General features: G+C 70.8%; 16 protein-coding genes. All 16 read right to left on the bottom strand.

Annotation, left to right across the window (positions count from 1 at the left end; all coding sequences use genetic code 11):
* Positions 1-37: 37 nt before the first annotated feature.
* The gene (locus tag ASE56_RS08990) at positions 38-841 is read right to left on the bottom strand and encodes a pseudouridine synthase (RefSeq protein WP_056227512.1); all 804 of its coding nucleotides are present in this window, start codon (positions 839-841) and stop codon (positions 38-40) included.
* Entirely contained in the window at positions 838-1,464 is a 627-nt protein-coding gene (gene scpB, locus ASE56_RS08985; protein WP_056227509.1) for an SMC-Scp complex subunit ScpB, read from the bottom strand. Before scpB ends, ASE56_RS08990 begins: the two co-directional genes overlap by 4 nt.
* Positions 1,454-2,269, bottom strand: a complete 816-nt coding sequence (locus ASE56_RS08980; RefSeq protein WP_056228495.1) for a ScpA family protein — start codon at positions 2,267-2,269, stop codon at positions 1,454-1,456. The genes scpB and ASE56_RS08980 overlap by 11 nt, the downstream gene beginning before the upstream one ends.
* Positions 2,270-2,354: 85 nt before the next feature.
* Complete coding sequence (locus ASE56_RS08975; RefSeq protein WP_056227506.1) at positions 2,355-3,257, bottom strand: ParA family protein; 903 nt, start codon at positions 3,255-3,257, stop codon at positions 2,355-2,357.
* A 115-nt stretch (positions 3,258-3,372) separates the two neighbouring features.
* Positions 3,373-4,164: a DUF4184 family protein gene (locus ASE56_RS08970; protein ID WP_056227500.1), complete on the bottom strand. Its 792-nt coding sequence runs from the start codon at positions 4,162-4,164 to the stop codon at positions 3,373-3,375.
* Between the two features lies 1 nt (position 4,165).
* Positions 4,166-5,479: a tyrosine--tRNA ligase gene (tyrS, locus tag ASE56_RS08965; protein WP_056227496.1), complete on the bottom strand. Its 1,314-nt coding sequence runs from the start codon at positions 5,477-5,479 to the stop codon at positions 4,166-4,168.
* A 53-nt stretch (positions 5,480-5,532) separates the two neighbouring features.
* A complete protein-coding gene (locus ASE56_RS08960; RefSeq protein ID WP_056227491.1) occupies positions 5,533-6,414 on the bottom strand; it encodes a DUF2510 domain-containing protein in 882 nt (293 codons plus the stop codon).
* Between the two features lie 60 nt (positions 6,415-6,474).
* Positions 6,475-7,188 (bottom strand): hypothetical protein, encoded by a 714-nt coding sequence (locus ASE56_RS08955; RefSeq protein WP_056227487.1) that lies wholly within the window; start codon positions 7,186-7,188, stop codon positions 6,475-6,477.
* Complete coding sequence (locus ASE56_RS08950) at positions 7,185-7,832, bottom strand: SatD family protein (protein WP_056227484.1); 648 nt, start codon at positions 7,830-7,832, stop codon at positions 7,185-7,187. Before ASE56_RS08950 ends, ASE56_RS08955 begins: the two co-directional genes overlap by 4 nt.
* 51 nt (positions 7,833-7,883) lie before the next feature.
* Positions 7,884-9,314: an argininosuccinate lyase gene (gene argH / locus ASE56_RS08945; protein WP_056228489.1), complete on the bottom strand. Its 1,431-nt coding sequence runs from the start codon at positions 9,312-9,314 to the stop codon at positions 7,884-7,886.
* 10 nt (positions 9,315-9,324) lie between these two features.
* Positions 9,325-10,479 carry a heparan-alpha-glucosaminide N-acetyltransferase domain-containing protein gene (locus ASE56_RS08940; RefSeq protein WP_056227482.1) on the bottom strand — a complete coding sequence of 385 codons (1,155 nt, stop codon included), beginning with the start codon at positions 10,477-10,479 and terminating at the stop codon, positions 9,325-9,327.
* Complete coding sequence (gene argF / locus ASE56_RS08935) at positions 10,476-11,399, bottom strand: ornithine carbamoyltransferase (protein ID WP_056227479.1); 924 nt, start codon at positions 11,397-11,399, stop codon at positions 10,476-10,478. Before argF ends, ASE56_RS08940 begins: the two co-directional genes overlap by 4 nt.
* On the bottom strand, positions 11,396-12,643 hold the full coding sequence (locus tag ASE56_RS08930) for an acetylornithine transaminase (RefSeq protein WP_056227476.1): 1,248 nt from the start codon (positions 12,641-12,643) through the stop codon (positions 11,396-11,398). Before ASE56_RS08930 ends, argF begins: the two co-directional genes overlap by 4 nt.
* Complete coding sequence (gene argB / locus ASE56_RS08925) at positions 12,640-13,542, bottom strand: acetylglutamate kinase (RefSeq protein WP_056227473.1); 903 nt, start codon at positions 13,540-13,542, stop codon at positions 12,640-12,642. The genes ASE56_RS08930 and argB overlap by 4 nt, the downstream gene beginning before the upstream one ends.
* Complete coding sequence (gene argJ, locus ASE56_RS08920; protein ID WP_056227470.1) at positions 13,539-14,696, bottom strand: bifunctional glutamate N-acetyltransferase/amino-acid acetyltransferase ArgJ; 1,158 nt, start codon at positions 14,694-14,696, stop codon at positions 13,539-13,541. Before argJ ends, argB begins: the two co-directional genes overlap by 4 nt.
* Entirely contained in the window at positions 14,693-15,742 is a 1,050-nt protein-coding gene (argC, locus tag ASE56_RS08915) for an N-acetyl-gamma-glutamyl-phosphate reductase (protein ID WP_056227467.1), read from the bottom strand. Before argC ends, argJ begins: the two co-directional genes overlap by 4 nt.
* Positions 15,743-16,240: the final 498 nt, after the last annotated feature.

The raw sequence follows: 16,240 nt of genomic DNA, 5'->3' as shown, positions 1-16,240 counted from the left end.
GGGCGGCGCCGCTCGCACCGCGAAGCGCCCGAGAGGCTCACTCCGCCGGATCGGCCGGAGCGCTGTCGTCCTGACGGGACAGCGTGAGCAGGGCACCTCGTTCTACTGTAGTCAACTCGCGGGCCTTCCCCACCGGGAGAGTTCCCAGGTGGAGCGGCCCGAACTGCCGACGGACCAGCTCGACGACCGGATGACCGACCTCGGCCATCATCCGTCGGACGATCCGGTTCTTGCCCGAGTGCAGGGTCAGTTCGACCAGGCTCTCGCCCCGCGAGGAGTCGAGCAGCCGCGCCTTGTCGGCGACGATGCGCCCGTCCTCGAGGTCGACGCCCTTGATCAGGCGCTGGATCGTCTGCGGCAGCACCTGCCCCTCGACCTTGGCGATGTAGACCTTCGTCACCCCGAACGAGGGGTGCGCGAGCACGTGGGCGAGGTCGCCGTCGTTGGTCAGCACCAGCAGGCCGCTCGTGTCGGCATCCAGTCGTCCGACGTTGTAGAGCCGCTCGTCCCAGTCCTTCGTGTACTGACGGAGGTCGGGGCGACCGCGATCGTCGCTCATCGAGCTCACGACCCCGGTGGGCTTGTTGAGGATGACGTAACGCTTGGACTCGTCGAGCTGGATGGCCGTGCCGTCGACGTCGACCAGGTCGGTCTCGGGGTGGATGCGGCGACCGAGCTCGGTGACGACGAGACCGTTCACGCGCACGCGTCCTTCGACGATCATCTGCTCGGCGACGCGGCGCGAGGCCACTCCCCTGTTCGCCAGCACCTTCTGCAGGCGGATGCCGTCCTCGCTCGCCGAGCCCGCGCCCTCTGTCGCTGCGTCTGAAGCGTCGCTCATTTCAGTACCTCTCCGTCGAATCCGTCCGAGCCGTCGTCGAGCAACGGCGAGATGTGCGGCAGCTCGTCGAGCGAGTTGATGCCGAGGTTGACCAGGAGCTGGTCGGTCGTTCCGTAGTGGATCGCGCCCGTGTCGGAGTCGGTGAAGACCTCCGTGATGAGACCGCGCGACAGCAGCGTGCGCACCACCGAGTCGACGTTCACCGCGCGGATGGAGGCCACCTGCCCCCGGGTCACGGGCTGCTTGTAGGCGATGACGGCCAGGGTCTCGAGCGCCGCCTGCGACAGGCGCGAGGGCGCCTGCGTGTTGACGAACTCGCCGACGACGTCGTCGTACTCCTCGCGCACGTAGAGCCGCCACCCACCGCCGACCTCGCGCAGCTCGAAGCCCCGCACCGGTCCCCCGGTCCGACCGTCGTAGTCGGCCACGAGCGCCTCGACGGCCTGTCGGACAGCCGGCACGGGCGCGCCGACGGCGGCGGCGAGGCTTACGAGGCTCTGCGGCTCGTCGAGGACCAGCAGGATCGCCTCGAGGCGACGGGCGACGGATGCCGCGTCACTCGGGCGCTGCGCGGGGATCGGGGCCTGCGCGGACGCGGTGTCGATCACGGAGTCATCGGTCATAGTCGGCTCCCAGGGCGGCGAGGTTCTCTTCCGACCACCTCTCGGCGGTCCAGCGCAGGGTGAGCTCGCCCAGCGGCTCGAGCTGCTCGAACGACAGCGCGGCGTGGCGGTACAGCTCGAGGATCGACAGGAATCGTGCGACGACGACCCCCGTCTCGGTGACCCCGGCAACGAGGTCGCGGAAGTTCAGGGTCCCCGCGGAACGCAGCAGGGTCACCACGATCGCGGCCTGCTCGCGGATGCTGACCAGGGGCGCGTGCAGGTGGTCGAGTCCCACCGTGGGGATCTGCTTCAGTGCGAAGGCGACCACCGCGAGCGCGGCGAAATCGTCGGCGCTGAGCGTCCACTTCAGCTCCGGCACGGCGCTGCGGTACTTCTCGTCGAGCCGGACGTTGCGCGTGTGCCGCTTGTCCTCGCGCTGCAGGCACCGCGCGAACCACGCCGAGACCTCCTTGAACGCTCGGTACTGCAGCAGGCGGGCGAACAGCAGGTCGCGGGCCTCGAGGAGGGCCACCGACTCGGCATCCACCAGCTCACCCTGCGGGAGGAGCCCGGCGATTTTCATGTCGAGCAGGGTCGCGGCCACCACGAGGAACTCCGACGCCTCGTCGAGATCGCTCTCGGGCCCCATCGCCCGCAGATAGGCGATGAACTCGTCGGTGACACGACTGAGGGCGACCTCGGTGATGTCGAGCTCGGCGCGCGAGATCAGGGTCAGCAGCAGGTCGAACGGGCCGTCGAAGACGGGGAGGGTGACGCGGAAGCCGGTTGCGTCGGATCCGGCCCCTTCGACAGGCTCGGGGATAGACGTGGGATCGGCGGCCGAAGCGAGCTCGGCGTCCGACGCGGGCTCGGGGGCCGTCGCGAGGGCGACGGCGTCGGGGGTGTCGTCAGGCGACGGCGCCACGGGCGACCAGCTCCCGCGCCAACCGCAGGTAGGCCTGGGCGGCGGCGTGCTCGGGCGCGAACTCCGTGATCGGCATGCCCGAGACCGAGGCATCCGGGAACTTCACCGTGCGACCGATGACCGTCTCGAGCACGTCGTCGCCGAACGCCTCGACCACCCGCTCGAGCACCTCGCGCGAGTGCAGGGTGCGGGGGTCGTACATCGTGGCGAGCACGCCGTCGAGCTCGATCGCCGGGTTGAGGCGGTCGCGCACCTTGTCGATCGTTTCGACGAGCAACGCGACACCGCGGAGGGCGAAGAACTCGCACTCGAGCGGGATCAGCACGCCGTGGGCCGCCGTCAGGGCGTTGACGGTCAGCAGACCCAGCGAGGGCTGGCAGTCGATGAGAATCACGTCGTAGTCGGCCGCGACCTTGCGCAGGACCCGGGCGAGGATCGTCTCGCGGGCGACCTCGTTGACAAGGTGCACCTCGGCCGCCGACAGATCGATGTTCGCGGGCAGGATGTCGAGACCCTCGACCCGCGTCGACACGATGACCTCGCGCGGGTCGCGCTTGGTGTCGAGCAGCAGGTCGTAGATGGTCGGCACGTCGTGCGTCTGGATGCCGAGACCCGCCGACAGCGCACCCTGCGGGTCGAAGTCGATCGCGAGCACACGTCGCCCGTACCCGGCGAGAGAGGCCGCCAGGTTGATGGTGGTCGTCGTCTTTCCGACGCCGCCCTTCTGGTTGCAGAGCGCGATGATGCGGGCGGGACCGTGGCTGTCGAGCGGCTTCGGGGTGGGGAACCCCTGATACGGGCGACCGGTGGGTCCGAGGATGACCTCGTCTGCGCCCGTCTTCTGGCCCTTTGTGCTCGCCGACACCGAGTCTCCTGCCTTCGTCATAACGTCCCCGAGTCTAGCCGCCGCCCGTCCCCGCGCCCGTGTGACCCGCGGGCCGGGCCGAGGTCGCACCGCGCGACAACCGAAGTCTCCGAGACTGTCGCGGGACCGGACGCCGCTAGCCCGCGCGCACCGCGACCCGCGCGCGCCGCACCTGCACGAACAGCGCCAGAGCCAACGTCAGCGCCGCCCACGCCGCGGCGACCTTCGTCAGCACGCCGTAGATGAGGTGCGTGGTCGTGTACTCCTCGTCGAACCCGCCGTTCACCGCGAGCGAGATGACGGATGCCACGGCCAACGCGACCGGAAGCGAGAGCCACCACGCCCAGCGGGCGGCATCCGGAATCTGCCTCCGCACGGGCGCGGGCGCGTGCCGCGACAGCCACACCAGCGCGAAGACGGCCAGCACGGCCAGCCCGAACGCGCTCGAGGCGTGCTGCAACCACTTGGCCCCCGTGAACGGCCCCCACTGACCCGCGAGGGCGGGCAGCAGCTGCTCGCCCACCCGATCCTCATGCGTGAACAGGTCCCAGGCGATGTGCGAGGCGACGCCGAGCGCGAGCGAGAGGACGAGCCACAGGATGCCGATGACTCCCCCGCCGACGCTCTCGCGCAGCGCCGTGGGGGCGCCGGCATCCCACTGCGCCGGCAACCGCTCCGCCACCGGTCGCGGCAGCAGCTCTCGGGTGGCCGGACGCAGCACGCACCGCCAGACCAGCAGCAGCACGAAGGCGACGACGACGGTGACCGGCAGCCACGCGACATCGTGCGTCACGCCGTAGCCGGGCCACATCCCGCGCACGAAAAGCGGCAGGTCGGGGGTCATCGCCCCGATCGCGATCGCCGCCGGAACGAGCCGCGTGCGCAGGAAAGGCAGCGCGACGACGGCGTGGCTCGGTGTGAACGGCATGTCAGCTCAGGAAGAGCCCCGCGAGGGTCTTCTTTCCGCGGCGCAGCACCGAGACGCCGCCGGGGAGCGTCCCCTCGACGACCGCTTCGTCGCTCGTGACCTTCTCGCCGTCGAGCGAGACACCGCCCTGCGAGATCGCGCGACGGGCCTCACTCAGGCTCGCGCACAGGCCCGTGGCCGTGAGCGCCTCGACCACGGTGGAGCCGGCGGCGACGGTCGCATGCGGCAGCTCTTCGAGCGCGCTGCGGAGCACCGCGGCGTCGAGGACCGTCACATCGCCCTGCCCGAACAACGCCTCGGTGGCCGCGATGACGGCCTCGGTGGCCTCCACACCGTGCACGGTCGTGAGCACCTCGCGGGCGAGACGCTTCTGCGCCGCGCGACGGAAGGGCTCCGCCTCGACCAGGGCCTCGTACTCGGCGATCTCGGCGCGCGTGAGGAAGGTGAACACCTTCAGGCGCTCGACCACGTCGCGGTCGTCGGTGTTCAACCAGAACTGGTACATGACCCAGGGGCTGCACATCTCGGCATCCAGCCAGATCGCGTTGCCCTCGCTCTTGCCGAACTTCGTGCCGTCGCTGTTCGTGATCAGCGGGGTGCCGATCGCGTGCACCGAGACGCCCTCGGCGCGGCGCACCAGGTCGGTGCCGCTGGTGAGATTGCCCCACTGGTCGCTGCCGCCGGTCTGCAGCACGCAGCCGTACTGGCGGTACAGCTCGAGGTAGTCGAGGCCCTGCAGGATCTGGTAGCTGAACTCGGTGTAGCTGATGCCCGCTTCGGAGTTCAGGCGCGCGCTGACCGCGTCCTTCTTCAGCATCGTGCCGACGCGGAAGTACTTGCCGATGTCTCGGAGGAAGTCGATCGCGCTGAGAGGTGCGGTCCAGTCGAGGTTATTGACGATCCGCGCGGCGTTGTCGCCCTCGAAGCTCAGGAAACGCTCGACCTGACCGCGCAGCAGACCCACCCACTCCTCGACGGTCTCGCGCGCGTTGAGCGTGCGCTCGGCCGTGGGACGCGGGTCGCCGACGAGACCGGTCGACCCGCCGACCAGTCCGAGCGGGTGGTGACCGGCCAGCTGCAGGCGACGCATCGTGAGCAGCTGCACGAGGTTGCCGAGGTGCAGGCTCGGCGCGGTCGGGTCGAAGCCGCAGTAGAACGTGATCGGGTCTCCGCCGAGCAGTTCGCGCAGCTCGCCCTCGTCGGTCGAGACATGCACCAGACCGCGCCAGACGAGCTCGTCCCAGACGTTGTCGAAGGTCGGATCGATGGCGGGGGCGAGGGCGCTCACGGGCGCCGCATCGGTGGAGGCAGACACCGGTTCAGGGTATCAGCGGGGGTGTCCGACTCCGGATGCCACGGCCCGGGCACTCACCAGGGTCGCTGGGGCGGGTGACCGGCGGCGGTCGCGGGCGGATCGGTCGGGAGGAGCAGAACGCGGGTCTGCGAGCGCGCGACCACCCAGATGACCGCGATGGCGACCCCAAACAGGACCGCGCACACCGTCACGAGCACGCCGATGGCCAGCTGCACGGGCCCGGCCGCGATCGAGATGAGGACGATGCCGACGACGATCGCGATCCCCGTCAACGCCGCGATCACCGTCAACGCGATGCGGAGCGTCCGCATCGACTGCTCGGCATGGAAGGTGGGACGCACCCCGAAGGTCGACGAGAGGTAGGCCCCCCACCGCTGACCCGTCCACCACCGATGAGCGACGCGGCTGATCGGGTACCACCCCGCGCCGGGTCCGTCGACCTCTCCGGGCAGCGGGCGCACCTGCTCAGGAGCGACGGGGTCTCCGACCGGTGTCGGGATCCGTCGTACACGCGTGCTCTGCGCGGCCATCGCCAACCACAACGCCGACAACGCCAGGAAGAACAAGGGCAGGATCGTGAGGTTCCGCGTGAGAACGCCGGACAGCACGAAGCACAGACCCGCGAACAGGAACATCCCTCCCGCGACCCATCCGAAGACCGGCCGCTCCAGCGTTGCCCAGTCGATCCCCGCTCTGCCGTCGCGCACGCGGGAGCCCGTCCAGATGGTGCCGTCCCACCAGCGCAGCTCGCCCGCTGTCGTGGGGTACCAGCCCGGCTGCGGCCCGGACTGGGCGGGCACCGCGACCGGCTGCGGCGGCGCAGCGACCGGGGCCGCGGCGGCGACCGGCGCCTCGTGCACCGTCCACTGCGTTCCGTCCCACCAGCGGACGCGCCCCGGCGTCCCCGCGTCGTACCAGCCTGGTGCAGCGTTCATGCGTCCATCTCCCCCTGTGATGTGCTTCGACCGTAGCCGCTCCGCGCGGGTCGTGAGGCGTCAGCCCGCGTGCACGCCCCACCACACGAGGAACGCCGCGGCGATCGAGGTGACCCAGCTGACCAGACTGCCGATGAGGAAGTACTCCGCGCGGTCGCCGTCGTCACGGTCTCTCGAGATCTCGGGGAAGCGCACGATCCCCTTCGCCGCCAGGACCGCGGCGAGAAGCGTGTACGCACCGGTCAGCGTCAGCACGAAGACGAGGATGCGCTCGAGCGGCCCGATCAGCCGTCCGCCCTTGAGGGTCGGCACGGTGGCGCCCTCGGGGTCGGCCGCGCGCCCGCCCATCTCGGAACGCAGCGCGATGCGCACCACCGCGTTTCCCGACTCCAGCAGGAAGACCAGACAGCCGATGACGAGGACCGCCACGTCGATCGACACCGACGCTCCCGGGCGATACGCCGCCCACGCCTCGCCGAGCAGACCCGGCCGCTCCCGCCCCGGGGCGATGACCACGCACGCCGCCGCGGCGAGCGCGAGCAGGGCGACAGGCCACAGGCCCGCGCGGGCGGGACCGTCCTCGGGCACGACCCACGTCCAGATGGCGGCGACCGCGACGGCGAGGAGCCCGGCGATCACGGCGTCGAGTCCGGCCGAGAACAGCACGAGGAGCACGGATGCCACCGCGAAGGCGAGCCACCGACGCGTGCGGATCATCTGGCGCAGCAGATCGACCGCGCCGACCGCGAGGAGCAGAAGCCCGGCCGCGATCACGATCGAGCCCCCGCGGTCAGCGCCGCGAAACCCTCGACGAGCGACGCCGCCCCCGCCGTCGCAAGTGCCTGCGACACGGCGGATTGGCTGACACCCTCGGCGTCGGCGAGGTCGCGCTGGGAGCGGCCGAGGCAGCGACCGTACGTGAGTCTGCGCGACCTCTCGCTCATGGCCGACACGAGCTGGTCGCGACTCAGGGCGTAGGCGCGGGCGAGCGCGATGGTCTCGGTCATGGTGGCATCCTCCCCCTCGCCGAGGACGATCCACGTGCGGGCGAGCGGCGCGGCGCGCTGCTGCAGGCGCTCGATGTGGTCGATGGCCTCTCGAGCGGCCCACCAGGCCGGCCCCTCGGGGACGGTGCGGTCGGCCAGTTCGATGGGGCGCACGTCGCCGACACCGATGCCGAATCGGCAGTCGACGTCATCGGGCAGCGCCAGGCGCAGCAGGAGCAGGGACGCGAGAGCGCTCGAGAGGTCGTCGTATTCGCCCTGCAGCTCGTCGCCGACCACGGCCGTGAGGGGGGCGGTGGCGAGGGGCAGATCGTTCTGGACGGTGGCGACGGCGTCTTCGATGGCGCGTTGCGCCCCGGCACGGTCATCGAGTCGCCGCGACGCGACGATGTCGGCAATCACGGCAACGGTCATGAGATAAGTTTAACGCTTATTTTCGTCAAATGATAAGCGAATAACTGATACTCAGGCGGTGAGTGTGCGGGATGCCGCCTGCGCGCGCGCCACGAGCTCTTCGCGCTGCTCCCCCACCCGCGCCGGCGCCGTGCCTCCAACGCCCGTTCGACTCGACACCGAGCCCTCGATCGTCAGCACCTCGCGCACCTGAGGGGTGAGAGCGGGCGACACCGAAGCCAGCAGGGCGTCGTCGGCGTCTTCGAGACCGATCTCGCGCTCCTCGCACGCCCGCACGAGCGCGCCCGAGATCTCGTGGGCGTCGCGGAAGGCCACACCCTGGCGCACCAGCCACTCGGCGACATCGGTCGCGAGCGAGAAGCCCTGCGGAGCGAGTTCGGCCATGCGGTCGGTGTGGAAGCGGAGCGTCGCGATCATGCCCGAGAACGCCGGAAGCACCAGCTCGAGGGTGCGCACCGAATCGAAGACGGGTTCTTTGTCTTCTTGCAGATCGCGGTTGTAGGCGAGCGGAAGCCCCTTCAGTGTCGCGAGCAGCCCCGACAGGTTGCCGATGAGGCGACCGGCCTTACCGCGAGCGAGCTCGGCGATGTCGGGGTTCTTCTTCTGCGGCATGATGCTCGAGCCGGTGGAGTACGAGTCGTCGAGAGTGACGAAGCCGAACTCGCGGGTGTTCCAGAGGATGACGTCTTCGGCGAGGCGCGAGAGGTCGACGCCGATCATCGCGGTGATGAACGCGAACTCGGCGACCACGTCGCGCGAGGCCGTGCCGTCGAGGGAGTTCTCGGCGGGTCGGGCGAGCCCCAGGCGGTCGGCCACGAGCTGCGGATCGAGGCCGAGGGTCGCTCCGGCGAGGGCGCCGCCGCCGTAGGGCGACACCGAGGCGCGCACCGACCAGTCGCGCAGGCGCTCGAGGCCGCGGACGAAGGCCCACCCGTAGGCCTGGAGGTGGTGGGCGAGCAGCACCGGCTGCGCGTGCTGCAGGTGGGTGCGACCCGGCATGATCGCGCCCTCGTGCGCTTCGGCCTGGGCGACCAGGGCGTCGATCAGACGCAGCAGTTCGCGGGTGAGGGTGCGCGAGTGATCCAGCAGATACAGCCGGACGAGGGTGGCGATCTGGTCGTTGCGGCTGCGACCGGCGCGGAGCTTGCCGCCGAGGGCCGGACCCACCGTCTCGATGAGCACACGCTCGAGCGCTCCGTGCACGTCTTCGTCACCGGGAGCCGCGACGAGCGAGCCGTCCTGCACGCGGGCCGCGAGCTCGTCGAGACCGTCGTGCATGGCCTGCGCCTCGTCGGCCGTGAGGTAGCCCGCGGCTTCGAGGGCGGCGGCGTGGGCGTGCGAGCCCTGGATGTCGTACAGAGCGAGATCCCAGTCGAAGTGGGTCGAGCGGCTCAGGGCCGCCAGCTCGGGAGACGGTCCGCCCGAGAAACGGGCCCCCCACAGGGCGCCCTCGTTCGTCGACTGACCGGTCTCGCTGCTCATGTCGTCCAGCCTACCGAGGGCCGCCGACACCGCCGGAGCCGATGACGGGCGCCGGACCCCGCGTCCGCGCCCCCGGCGCGTCATCCCGCCCCACGATCCGGCGCACGACGGCGTCGATGAACATCTCGAGCGGGCCGCGGCCGATCGTGAGCGCCCAGACCGTGCAGCCCACGAGGAGCCCCAGGGTGAGGGGCACGAACAATCCCGCCTCGCGGATGCCCCCGAGGTCGGAGGTGTCACCCAACAGCACCAGCGCCACGACGGCCCAGACCACCAGCTGCAGCACGTACGCGGTAAGTGGCATCGAGCCGACCGCGCGCAGCGGCACCGCCACCCAGCGCAGCGGGGTACGGCACAGCAGCAGGCACACCCCGATCGTCAGCAGGGCGAAGCCGCCCGAGCCGATGACCTCCCACAGCCCCGAGGAGTGATCCTCGGCGGTCAGCACGGCGGCGAGGTAGGGGTCGCCCGCCGCGACCGGGCGCGTGGCGATCGCAAAGCCGTACCCGGCGAGCGCGAGCGAGAGCCCCGCCATCGCGAGGAGCCCTTGATCCGCGGGACTCCGCAGATCGAGTCGGCCCACCCCCATCCCCGCGAGGAGGAACGCGATCCACACCGTGAACGGGTAGGCCCACCCGACCGCCGCTTCGAGCTCCGCGCCCCCGAGACCGGCCCAGACGGGTGCGGCGTCGAGGATCGGCTGGATCCACGGCATGACCAGCGCGAGCACGCCCGCGGCGACGAAGAGGCTGCGCGCGCGCATCCCGAGGAACGGCAGCGCGAGCACGAACAGCAGCGCGTAGGCGGGGAGGATGACGTAGACCGGCACCCCCGTCATCACCAGCAGCAGGCCGATCACCCAGAGCATTGCTCCGCGCAGCGCCAACCGCGCCGCCGCACGCGGTCGCCGCTGCGGCTCGAGCGGGCGGGGACCGCCGGTGACGAGGGCGATCGAGACCCCTGCGAGCACGGCGAAGAGGATCGACGAGCGACCGTTCACGAGGGTGATCCACGTGCTCGGATCGGGGGTGAGGGTGCGCTCGGTGTCGAGCAGGTGTGCGGCGAGCATGCCCAGCACCGCCAGACCCCGCGCGAGGTCCACGCCGACCAGCCGGCCCGCCCCGTCGAAACGGGACCAGGCACGGCCGATCGGCGACGAGGTCATTGCTGGCGCAGAAGCCACACCAGAAGGGCCTTCTGGGCGTGCAACCGGTTCTCGGCCTCGTCCCACACCACGCTCTGCGGGCCGTCGATGACCCCGGCGTCGACCTCGTAGCCGCGGTCGGCGGGAAGACAGTGGATGAAGATCGCGTCGTCGGCGGCGCGGGTCATGAGCTCGGTCGTGACCTTGAACCCGCCCAGGTCGCGGATGCGCGCGATCTTCTCCTCTTCTTTGCCCATCGATACCCAGGTGTCGGTCACGATGACGTCGGCTCCGGATGCCGCAGCCTCGGGGTCGCTGACCAGCGAGATCGACCCACCGGTCTCGGCGGCGATGCGCTCGGCATCGGCGATCACATCGGCGCGGGGCGCGTAGTCGTCGGGCGCGGCAACGCGCACGTGCATGCCCGCGGTGACGCCGGCGAGGACGTAGGAGTGCGCCATGTTGCTGCGGCCGTCGCCGAAGAACGACAGGGTCAGTCCCTTCAGCTCACCCTTGTGCTCGCGGATCGTGAGCAGGTCGGCCAGCAGCTGGCACGGGTGGAAGTCGTCGCTGAGGGCGTTGATGACCGGCACGCGCGTCCCGCGCGCCATCTCTTCGAGACCCGCCTGGGCGTAGGTGCGCCACACGATCGCGGCGACCTGACGCTCGAGCACGCGCGCGGTGTCGGAGGGGGTCTCCTTGCCGCCGAGCTGGCTGTTTGCGGTCGAGATGATCAGCGGCGAGCCGCCGAGGTCGGCGATGCCGACGGCGAACGAGACACGCGTGCGCGTCGACGACTTGTCGAAGATGACGGCGACCGTCTGGGGGCCTTCGAGCGGCTTCTGCGCCCAGCGGTCCTTCTTCAGCTCGATCGCGAGGTCGAGGATCTCAGCCTGCTCGGCCGGGGTCAGGTCGTCGTCACGCAGCAGGTGGCGGGTCACGCGGGGGCTCCTTCGAGGATGAGGGCGTCGGACACCGTGGCGAGCGCGGCACCGAAGAGGTGGAGGAAGTCCGAGATCTCGGCATCCTGGATCGTCAGGGGCGGCGCGATGCGGATCGTGTCGTCGTTCGCGGCGTTGACGACCAGACCGTGCTGCTGGGCGGCGGCGACCACGGCCTTGGCGACCGGGCTCGTGAGTCCGATGCCGAGGAGCAGACCGCGACCGCGCACGCCCGCCACGAGGGGCGAGCCGAGGGCGGCGATCCCCTCGCGCAGCTGCGTTTCGCGCCGCGCGGCATTCTCGACGAGGCCGGCGGACTCGATCTCTTCGAGCACGGCCCCGCCGACGGCGGTGCCCAGGGCGTTGCCGCCGAAGGTCGAGCCGTGGGTGCCGGGGAAGAACAGGTCGCTGGCCGCGCCGAAGGTGATGAGAGCGCCGATCGGGAAGCCGCCGCCGATGCCCTTGGCCACCGTGATGGCGTCCGGAACGATCCCGGCGTGCTGGAAGCCGAACCACGCGCCGGTGCGACCCGCGCCGGTCTGGATCTCGTCGATGATCAGCAGCGCACCGTGGCGCGCCGTGATCTCGCGCGCCGCCTGCAGGTAGCCCTCGGGCAGCTCGACCACTCCGGCCTCGCCCTGGATGGGCTCCACGAGGAAGGCGGCGACGCGCTCGTCCATCGCGGCCTCGAGGGCCTCGATCGTGGCGTCGATGTGCTCGACGCCCGGAACCATCGGAAGGAAGTCGGCCTGCAGCGAGGGCTTGCCGGTGAGAGCCAGGGCACCCATCGTGCGGCCGTGGAACCCGCCCTTGAGGGTCAGGATCCGGGTGCGGTCGGTGCCGCGACCGTGCAGGCGCGCGAGCTTGAGCGCAGCCTCGTTGGCCTCGGCGCCGGAGTTGCCGAAGTACACGCGACCCGACTCGCCCGTTCCGGCGAGGCGCTTCAGCCGCGCTGCCATCGCCAGCTGCGGGGGCGTGGCGAAGTAGTTCGACACGTGAGCGAGCGTCGCCGCCTGCTCCGAGACGGCCTTCACGAACACGGGGTGCGCGTGGCCGAGGGCGTTCACGGCGATGCCCGCGAGGAAGTCGAGGTACTTCGTGCCCTCGCTGTCCCAGACGTACGCCCCCTCGCCGCGGACGAACAGCGCCATGCGGTCGCCGAAGCTACGCACGAGGTCGCGTCCCGCGTCGTCCTGCCAGGCGGCGCGCTGCGCCCCGGTTTCCTGAGTCGTGTCCGCGGTCATGCGACCACCTCCGTTCCGATTCCCTTGCTGGTGAACAGTTCGACGAGCACCGAGTGGGGCACGCGTCCGTCGATGATGGCCGCCGTCGGCACTCCCCCGTCGACGGCGTCGAGACACGCCTGCATCTTGGGGATCATCCCCGACTCGAGCGTCGGCAGCATCGCGCGCAGCTCGGTCGAGGTCAGGTGCGACACGAGCGAGTCGCGGTTCGGCCAGTCGGCGTAGAGCCCGGGGACGTCGGTCAGAACGACGAGCTTCTTGGCGTTGAGCGCCGTCGCGAGCGCCGCTGCCGCGGCATCCGCGTTCACGTTCAACGAGTTCCCGGGGTTGTCGAGGTCGGGCGCGATGCTCGACACGATCGGCACACGGCCCGCGGCGAGGTGATCGAGAACCGGCTGAGGGTCCACCGTGACGACATCGCCGACGCGGCCCAGGTCGTGCTCGACGCCGTCGACGACGACGCCGCGACGCCGACCGCCGAACAGGCCCGCGTCCTCTCCGCTCAGACCGGTGGCCAGCGGTCCGTGCGCGTTGACCTTGGCCACGAGCTGCGGGTTGATCTGGCCCGTCAGCACCATGCGCACCACGCTGATCGCCTCGGTCGAGGTGACGCGGTAGCCGCCGCGGAATTCGCTGGGGATGTCCAGACGATCGAGCATCGACGAGATCTGGGGACCACCGCCATGCACGACGACGGGCTTCACGCCCACGTACCGCAGGTACGCGATGTCGGCCGCGAAGGCGTCCTGCAGCTCATCACTGACCATGGCGTTGCCGCCGTACTTCACCACCACGACCTGGTCGCGGTACTTGCGCACCCAGGGCAGCGACTCGACGAGCGTGACCGCCCGTTCGCTGGCTTCGGCGGGATCGGTGTCTTGCAGATCGACGTGGGTCATGAGGAGTAAGCGCTGTTCTCGTGGACGTAATCGTGCGTCAGGTCGTTGGTGCGGATCGTGGCCGCGGCCTCGCCGACCTTGAGGTCGATGACGAGGTCGGTGGCGCGCGGAGTGAGGTCGACGTCCTCGCGAGGGCGATCGGGACCACCGGCCGTGCACACGCGCACGCCGTTCATCCACACGTCCACGTCGTAGGGGTCGAAGGCCGCGTCGGTGGTGCCGATGGCGGCGAGCACCCGACCCCAGTTGGGGTCGTTGCCGAAGATCGCGGCCTTGAAGAGGTTGTTGCGGGCGACCGAGCGACCGACCTCGACGGCGTCGTCCTCGCTCGCGGCGTTCACGACCCGGATCGTGATGTCGTGGCTGGCTCCCTCGGCGTCGCCCTGCAGCTGAGCGGCGAGGTCGTCGCACACCCCGGCGAGGGCCGCGGCGAACTCCTCGGCATCCACCCGGATGCCGCTGGCACCGCTGGCCATGAGCGTGACCTGGTCGTTGGTCGACATGCAGCCGTCGGAGTCGAGCCGGTCGAAGCTCACGCGCGTCGCCGAGCGGAGCGCCGCGTCGGCCTCCGCGGCGTCGAGAACGACGTCGGTCGTCAGCACGACGAGCATCGTCGCCAGGCCCGGGGCCAGCATCCCGGCCCCCTTCGCCATGCCGCCGATCGACCATCCGTCGCCCGCGTGGACCGCGCGCTTGGGCTTCGAGTCGGTGGTCATGATCGCCAGAGACGCGTCTTCTCCCCCCTCGGCGGAGAGAGCGGCGACGCCCTCGTCGACGCCCTGCAGGACCTTCGCGCGGAACACCTCGTCTCCGGTGCCGATGAGACCGGTGGAACACACCACCACATCGCCCGCGCCGACGCCGAGGAGCTCGGCCGCACGCTCGGCGGTCTGATGGGTCGTCTGGAAGCCGAACGATCCCGTGAAGCAGTTGGCCCCGCCCGAGTTGAGCACCACGGCCTCGATCGTGCCGTCCGTGACGACCTGCTCCGACCACAGGATCGGGTTCGCCTTCGCGCGGTTCGACGTGAACACCGCGGCGCCCACCTTGAGCGGCCCCCGGTTCACCACCACCGCGACGTCTCGCGCGCCGGTCGACTTGAGCCCGACGGCGACTCCGGCCGCTTCGAATCCAGCGGGGGCGGTCACGCTCACGGGGCGACTCCGTTCAGGGGAAGGGCGGTGGTCTCGGCGAGACCCAGCGCCAGGTTCATGGATTGGATGGCCGCACCGGCGGTGCCTTTGACGAGATTGTCGACGGCGGCCACCACCGTCACGCGGTTCGCCGCGCGGTCGATCGCGAGCCCCATCGAGGCGACGTTCGCACCGAGCACGTCGGCCGTGCGCGGGAACACCCCCGCGGGCAGCAGCTCGACGAACGGCTCGTCACCGTACGCGTTCTCCCACGCGCCGCGGATCTCGGCATCCGTCGCCCCCTCGCGGATCGGAGCCGACGACGTGGCGAGGATGCCCCGCGCCATCGGCACGAGCACGGGAGTGAAAGACAGACGGATGCCGTCGCTCGACGCCCCCGCGGCGACCAGGGCCTGCCGGATCTCGGGGATGTGACGGTGGGTGCCGCCCACGGCATAGGGGTTCGCCGATCCGAGGATCTCGCTGGCGAGGAGGTTCGTCTTGGCCGACTTGCCGGCCCCGCTCGGTCCGACCGCGAGCACCGACACGATGTCCGCGGGGTCGATGACGCCGGCGGCGACACCGGGAGCGAGAGAGAGGGCCACGGTCGAGGCGTTGCAGCCCGGGGCGGCGACGCGCGTGGCACCGCGGAGCTTCTCGCGCTGCTTCCCGCCCGCGACCGGGAGCTCGGGTACTCCGTAGGCCCACGGGTCGGGGTGCGGCCCCCCGTAGAACTGCGCCCAGTCCTCCGCGGAGACCAGGCGGTGATCGGCTCCGGCGTCGATGATGAGCGGCGTATCAGCCAGGGCGTCGGTGTACTGCGCCGACTGGCCATGCGGCAGGGCGAGGAACACCACGTCATGACCCGCGAGCACCTCGGGCGTCGTGGGCTGGAGTTCGAGGTGCGCGAGGGAGCGCAGGTGCGGCTGGTGGGCGACGAGCGGCTGTCCGGCGCTGGAGTGCGCGGTGACGGTGCGGATCTCGACGTCGGGATGAGCGGCCAGGAGGCGGAGGATCTCGCCACCCGCGTAGCCGGAAGCGCCGGAGACGGCGACCGAGAGGGTCATGTATCCACCTTACGAGTCGGGGCTGGTGCTGAAAGCAGCGTGTACCGGGGCGGCGACGCCCGTATGCCCGACCGGAGGCGGGTTACGAGGTCGCCGAGAATCGGCGCGCGACCCGACGTCGACGCTCGCCACCGGTGCTCACGAAGAGCTCCTCGGTGCGCACGGTGATCGACGACATGTGGCGAGGGTATCCGCCGCGGAGGGCGCGGGGCAAATCGTCCCCCGCCCCGCTGTGACGCCCGGCGAGCCGGGGACGACACGCCCCTCGATGGCCGTGTCCCCCAAATGGGGGACACGGTCGGGTTATGCTGTGGAACCTGCCCTCATCGCCGGGCACTTCCGACTGCCCCCTTTACCGGCGATGAGGGCAGGCCCTCGCGCGCGAACGCGCACCTGAGTGTATGCCGAACGTCAGGCGCGCGAGGACGCCGCCTCCCCCGCTGTGGAGCGGGTGAAAACGCCGGAGCGCCGAGCGGCGTAGGCCGTCGGCGCTCCAGG

The organism is Microbacterium sp. Leaf203 (assembly GCF_001421275.1).
Classification (GTDB): Bacteria; Actinomycetota; Actinomycetes; order Actinomycetales; family Microbacteriaceae; genus Microbacterium; species Microbacterium testaceum_A.
Note: the sequence above shows the minus strand (reverse complement) of the source record. Positions and strands in the feature narration are given on the sequence as shown.

Coding starts and splice junctions, on each gene's coding strand:
- argH (WP_056228489.1), bottom strand. CDS start 9,314: ATGAGCAGCGAGACCGGTCAGTCGACGAACGAGGGCGCCCTGTGGGGG.
- argB (WP_056227473.1), bottom strand. CDS start 13,542: ATGACCCACGTCGATCTGCAAGACACCGATCCCGCCGAAGCCAGCGAA.
- argC (WP_056227467.1), bottom strand. CDS start 15,742: ATGACCCTCTCGGTCGCCGTCTCCGGCGCTTCCGGCTACGCGGGTGGC.
- ASE56_RS08940 (WP_056227482.1), bottom strand. CDS start 10,479: ATGACCTCGTCGCCGATCGGCCGTGCCTGGTCCCGTTTCGACGGGGCG.
- ASE56_RS08950 (WP_056227484.1), bottom strand. CDS start 7,832: ATGACCGTTGCCGTGATTGCCGACATCGTCGCGTCGCGGCGACTCGAT.
- ASE56_RS08990 (WP_056227512.1), bottom strand. CDS start 841: ATGAGCGACGCTTCAGACGCAGCGACAGAGGGCGCGGGCTCGGCGAGC.
- ASE56_RS08960 (WP_056227491.1), bottom strand. CDS start 6,414: ATGAACGCTGCACCAGGCTGGTACGACGCGGGGACGCCGGGGCGCGTC.
- ASE56_RS08930 (WP_056227476.1), bottom strand. CDS start 12,643: ATGACCGCGGACACGACTCAGGAAACCGGGGCGCAGCGCGCCGCCTGG.
- ASE56_RS08975 (WP_056227506.1), bottom strand. CDS start 3,257: ATGACGAAGGCAGGAGACTCGGTGTCGGCGAGCACAAAGGGCCAGAAG.
- scpB (WP_056227509.1), bottom strand. CDS start 1,464: ATGACCGATGACTCCGTGATCGACACCGCGTCCGCGCAGGCCCCGATC.
- ASE56_RS08970 (WP_056227500.1), bottom strand. CDS start 4,164: ATGCCGTTCACACCGAGCCACGCCGTCGTCGCGCTGCCTTTCCTGCGC.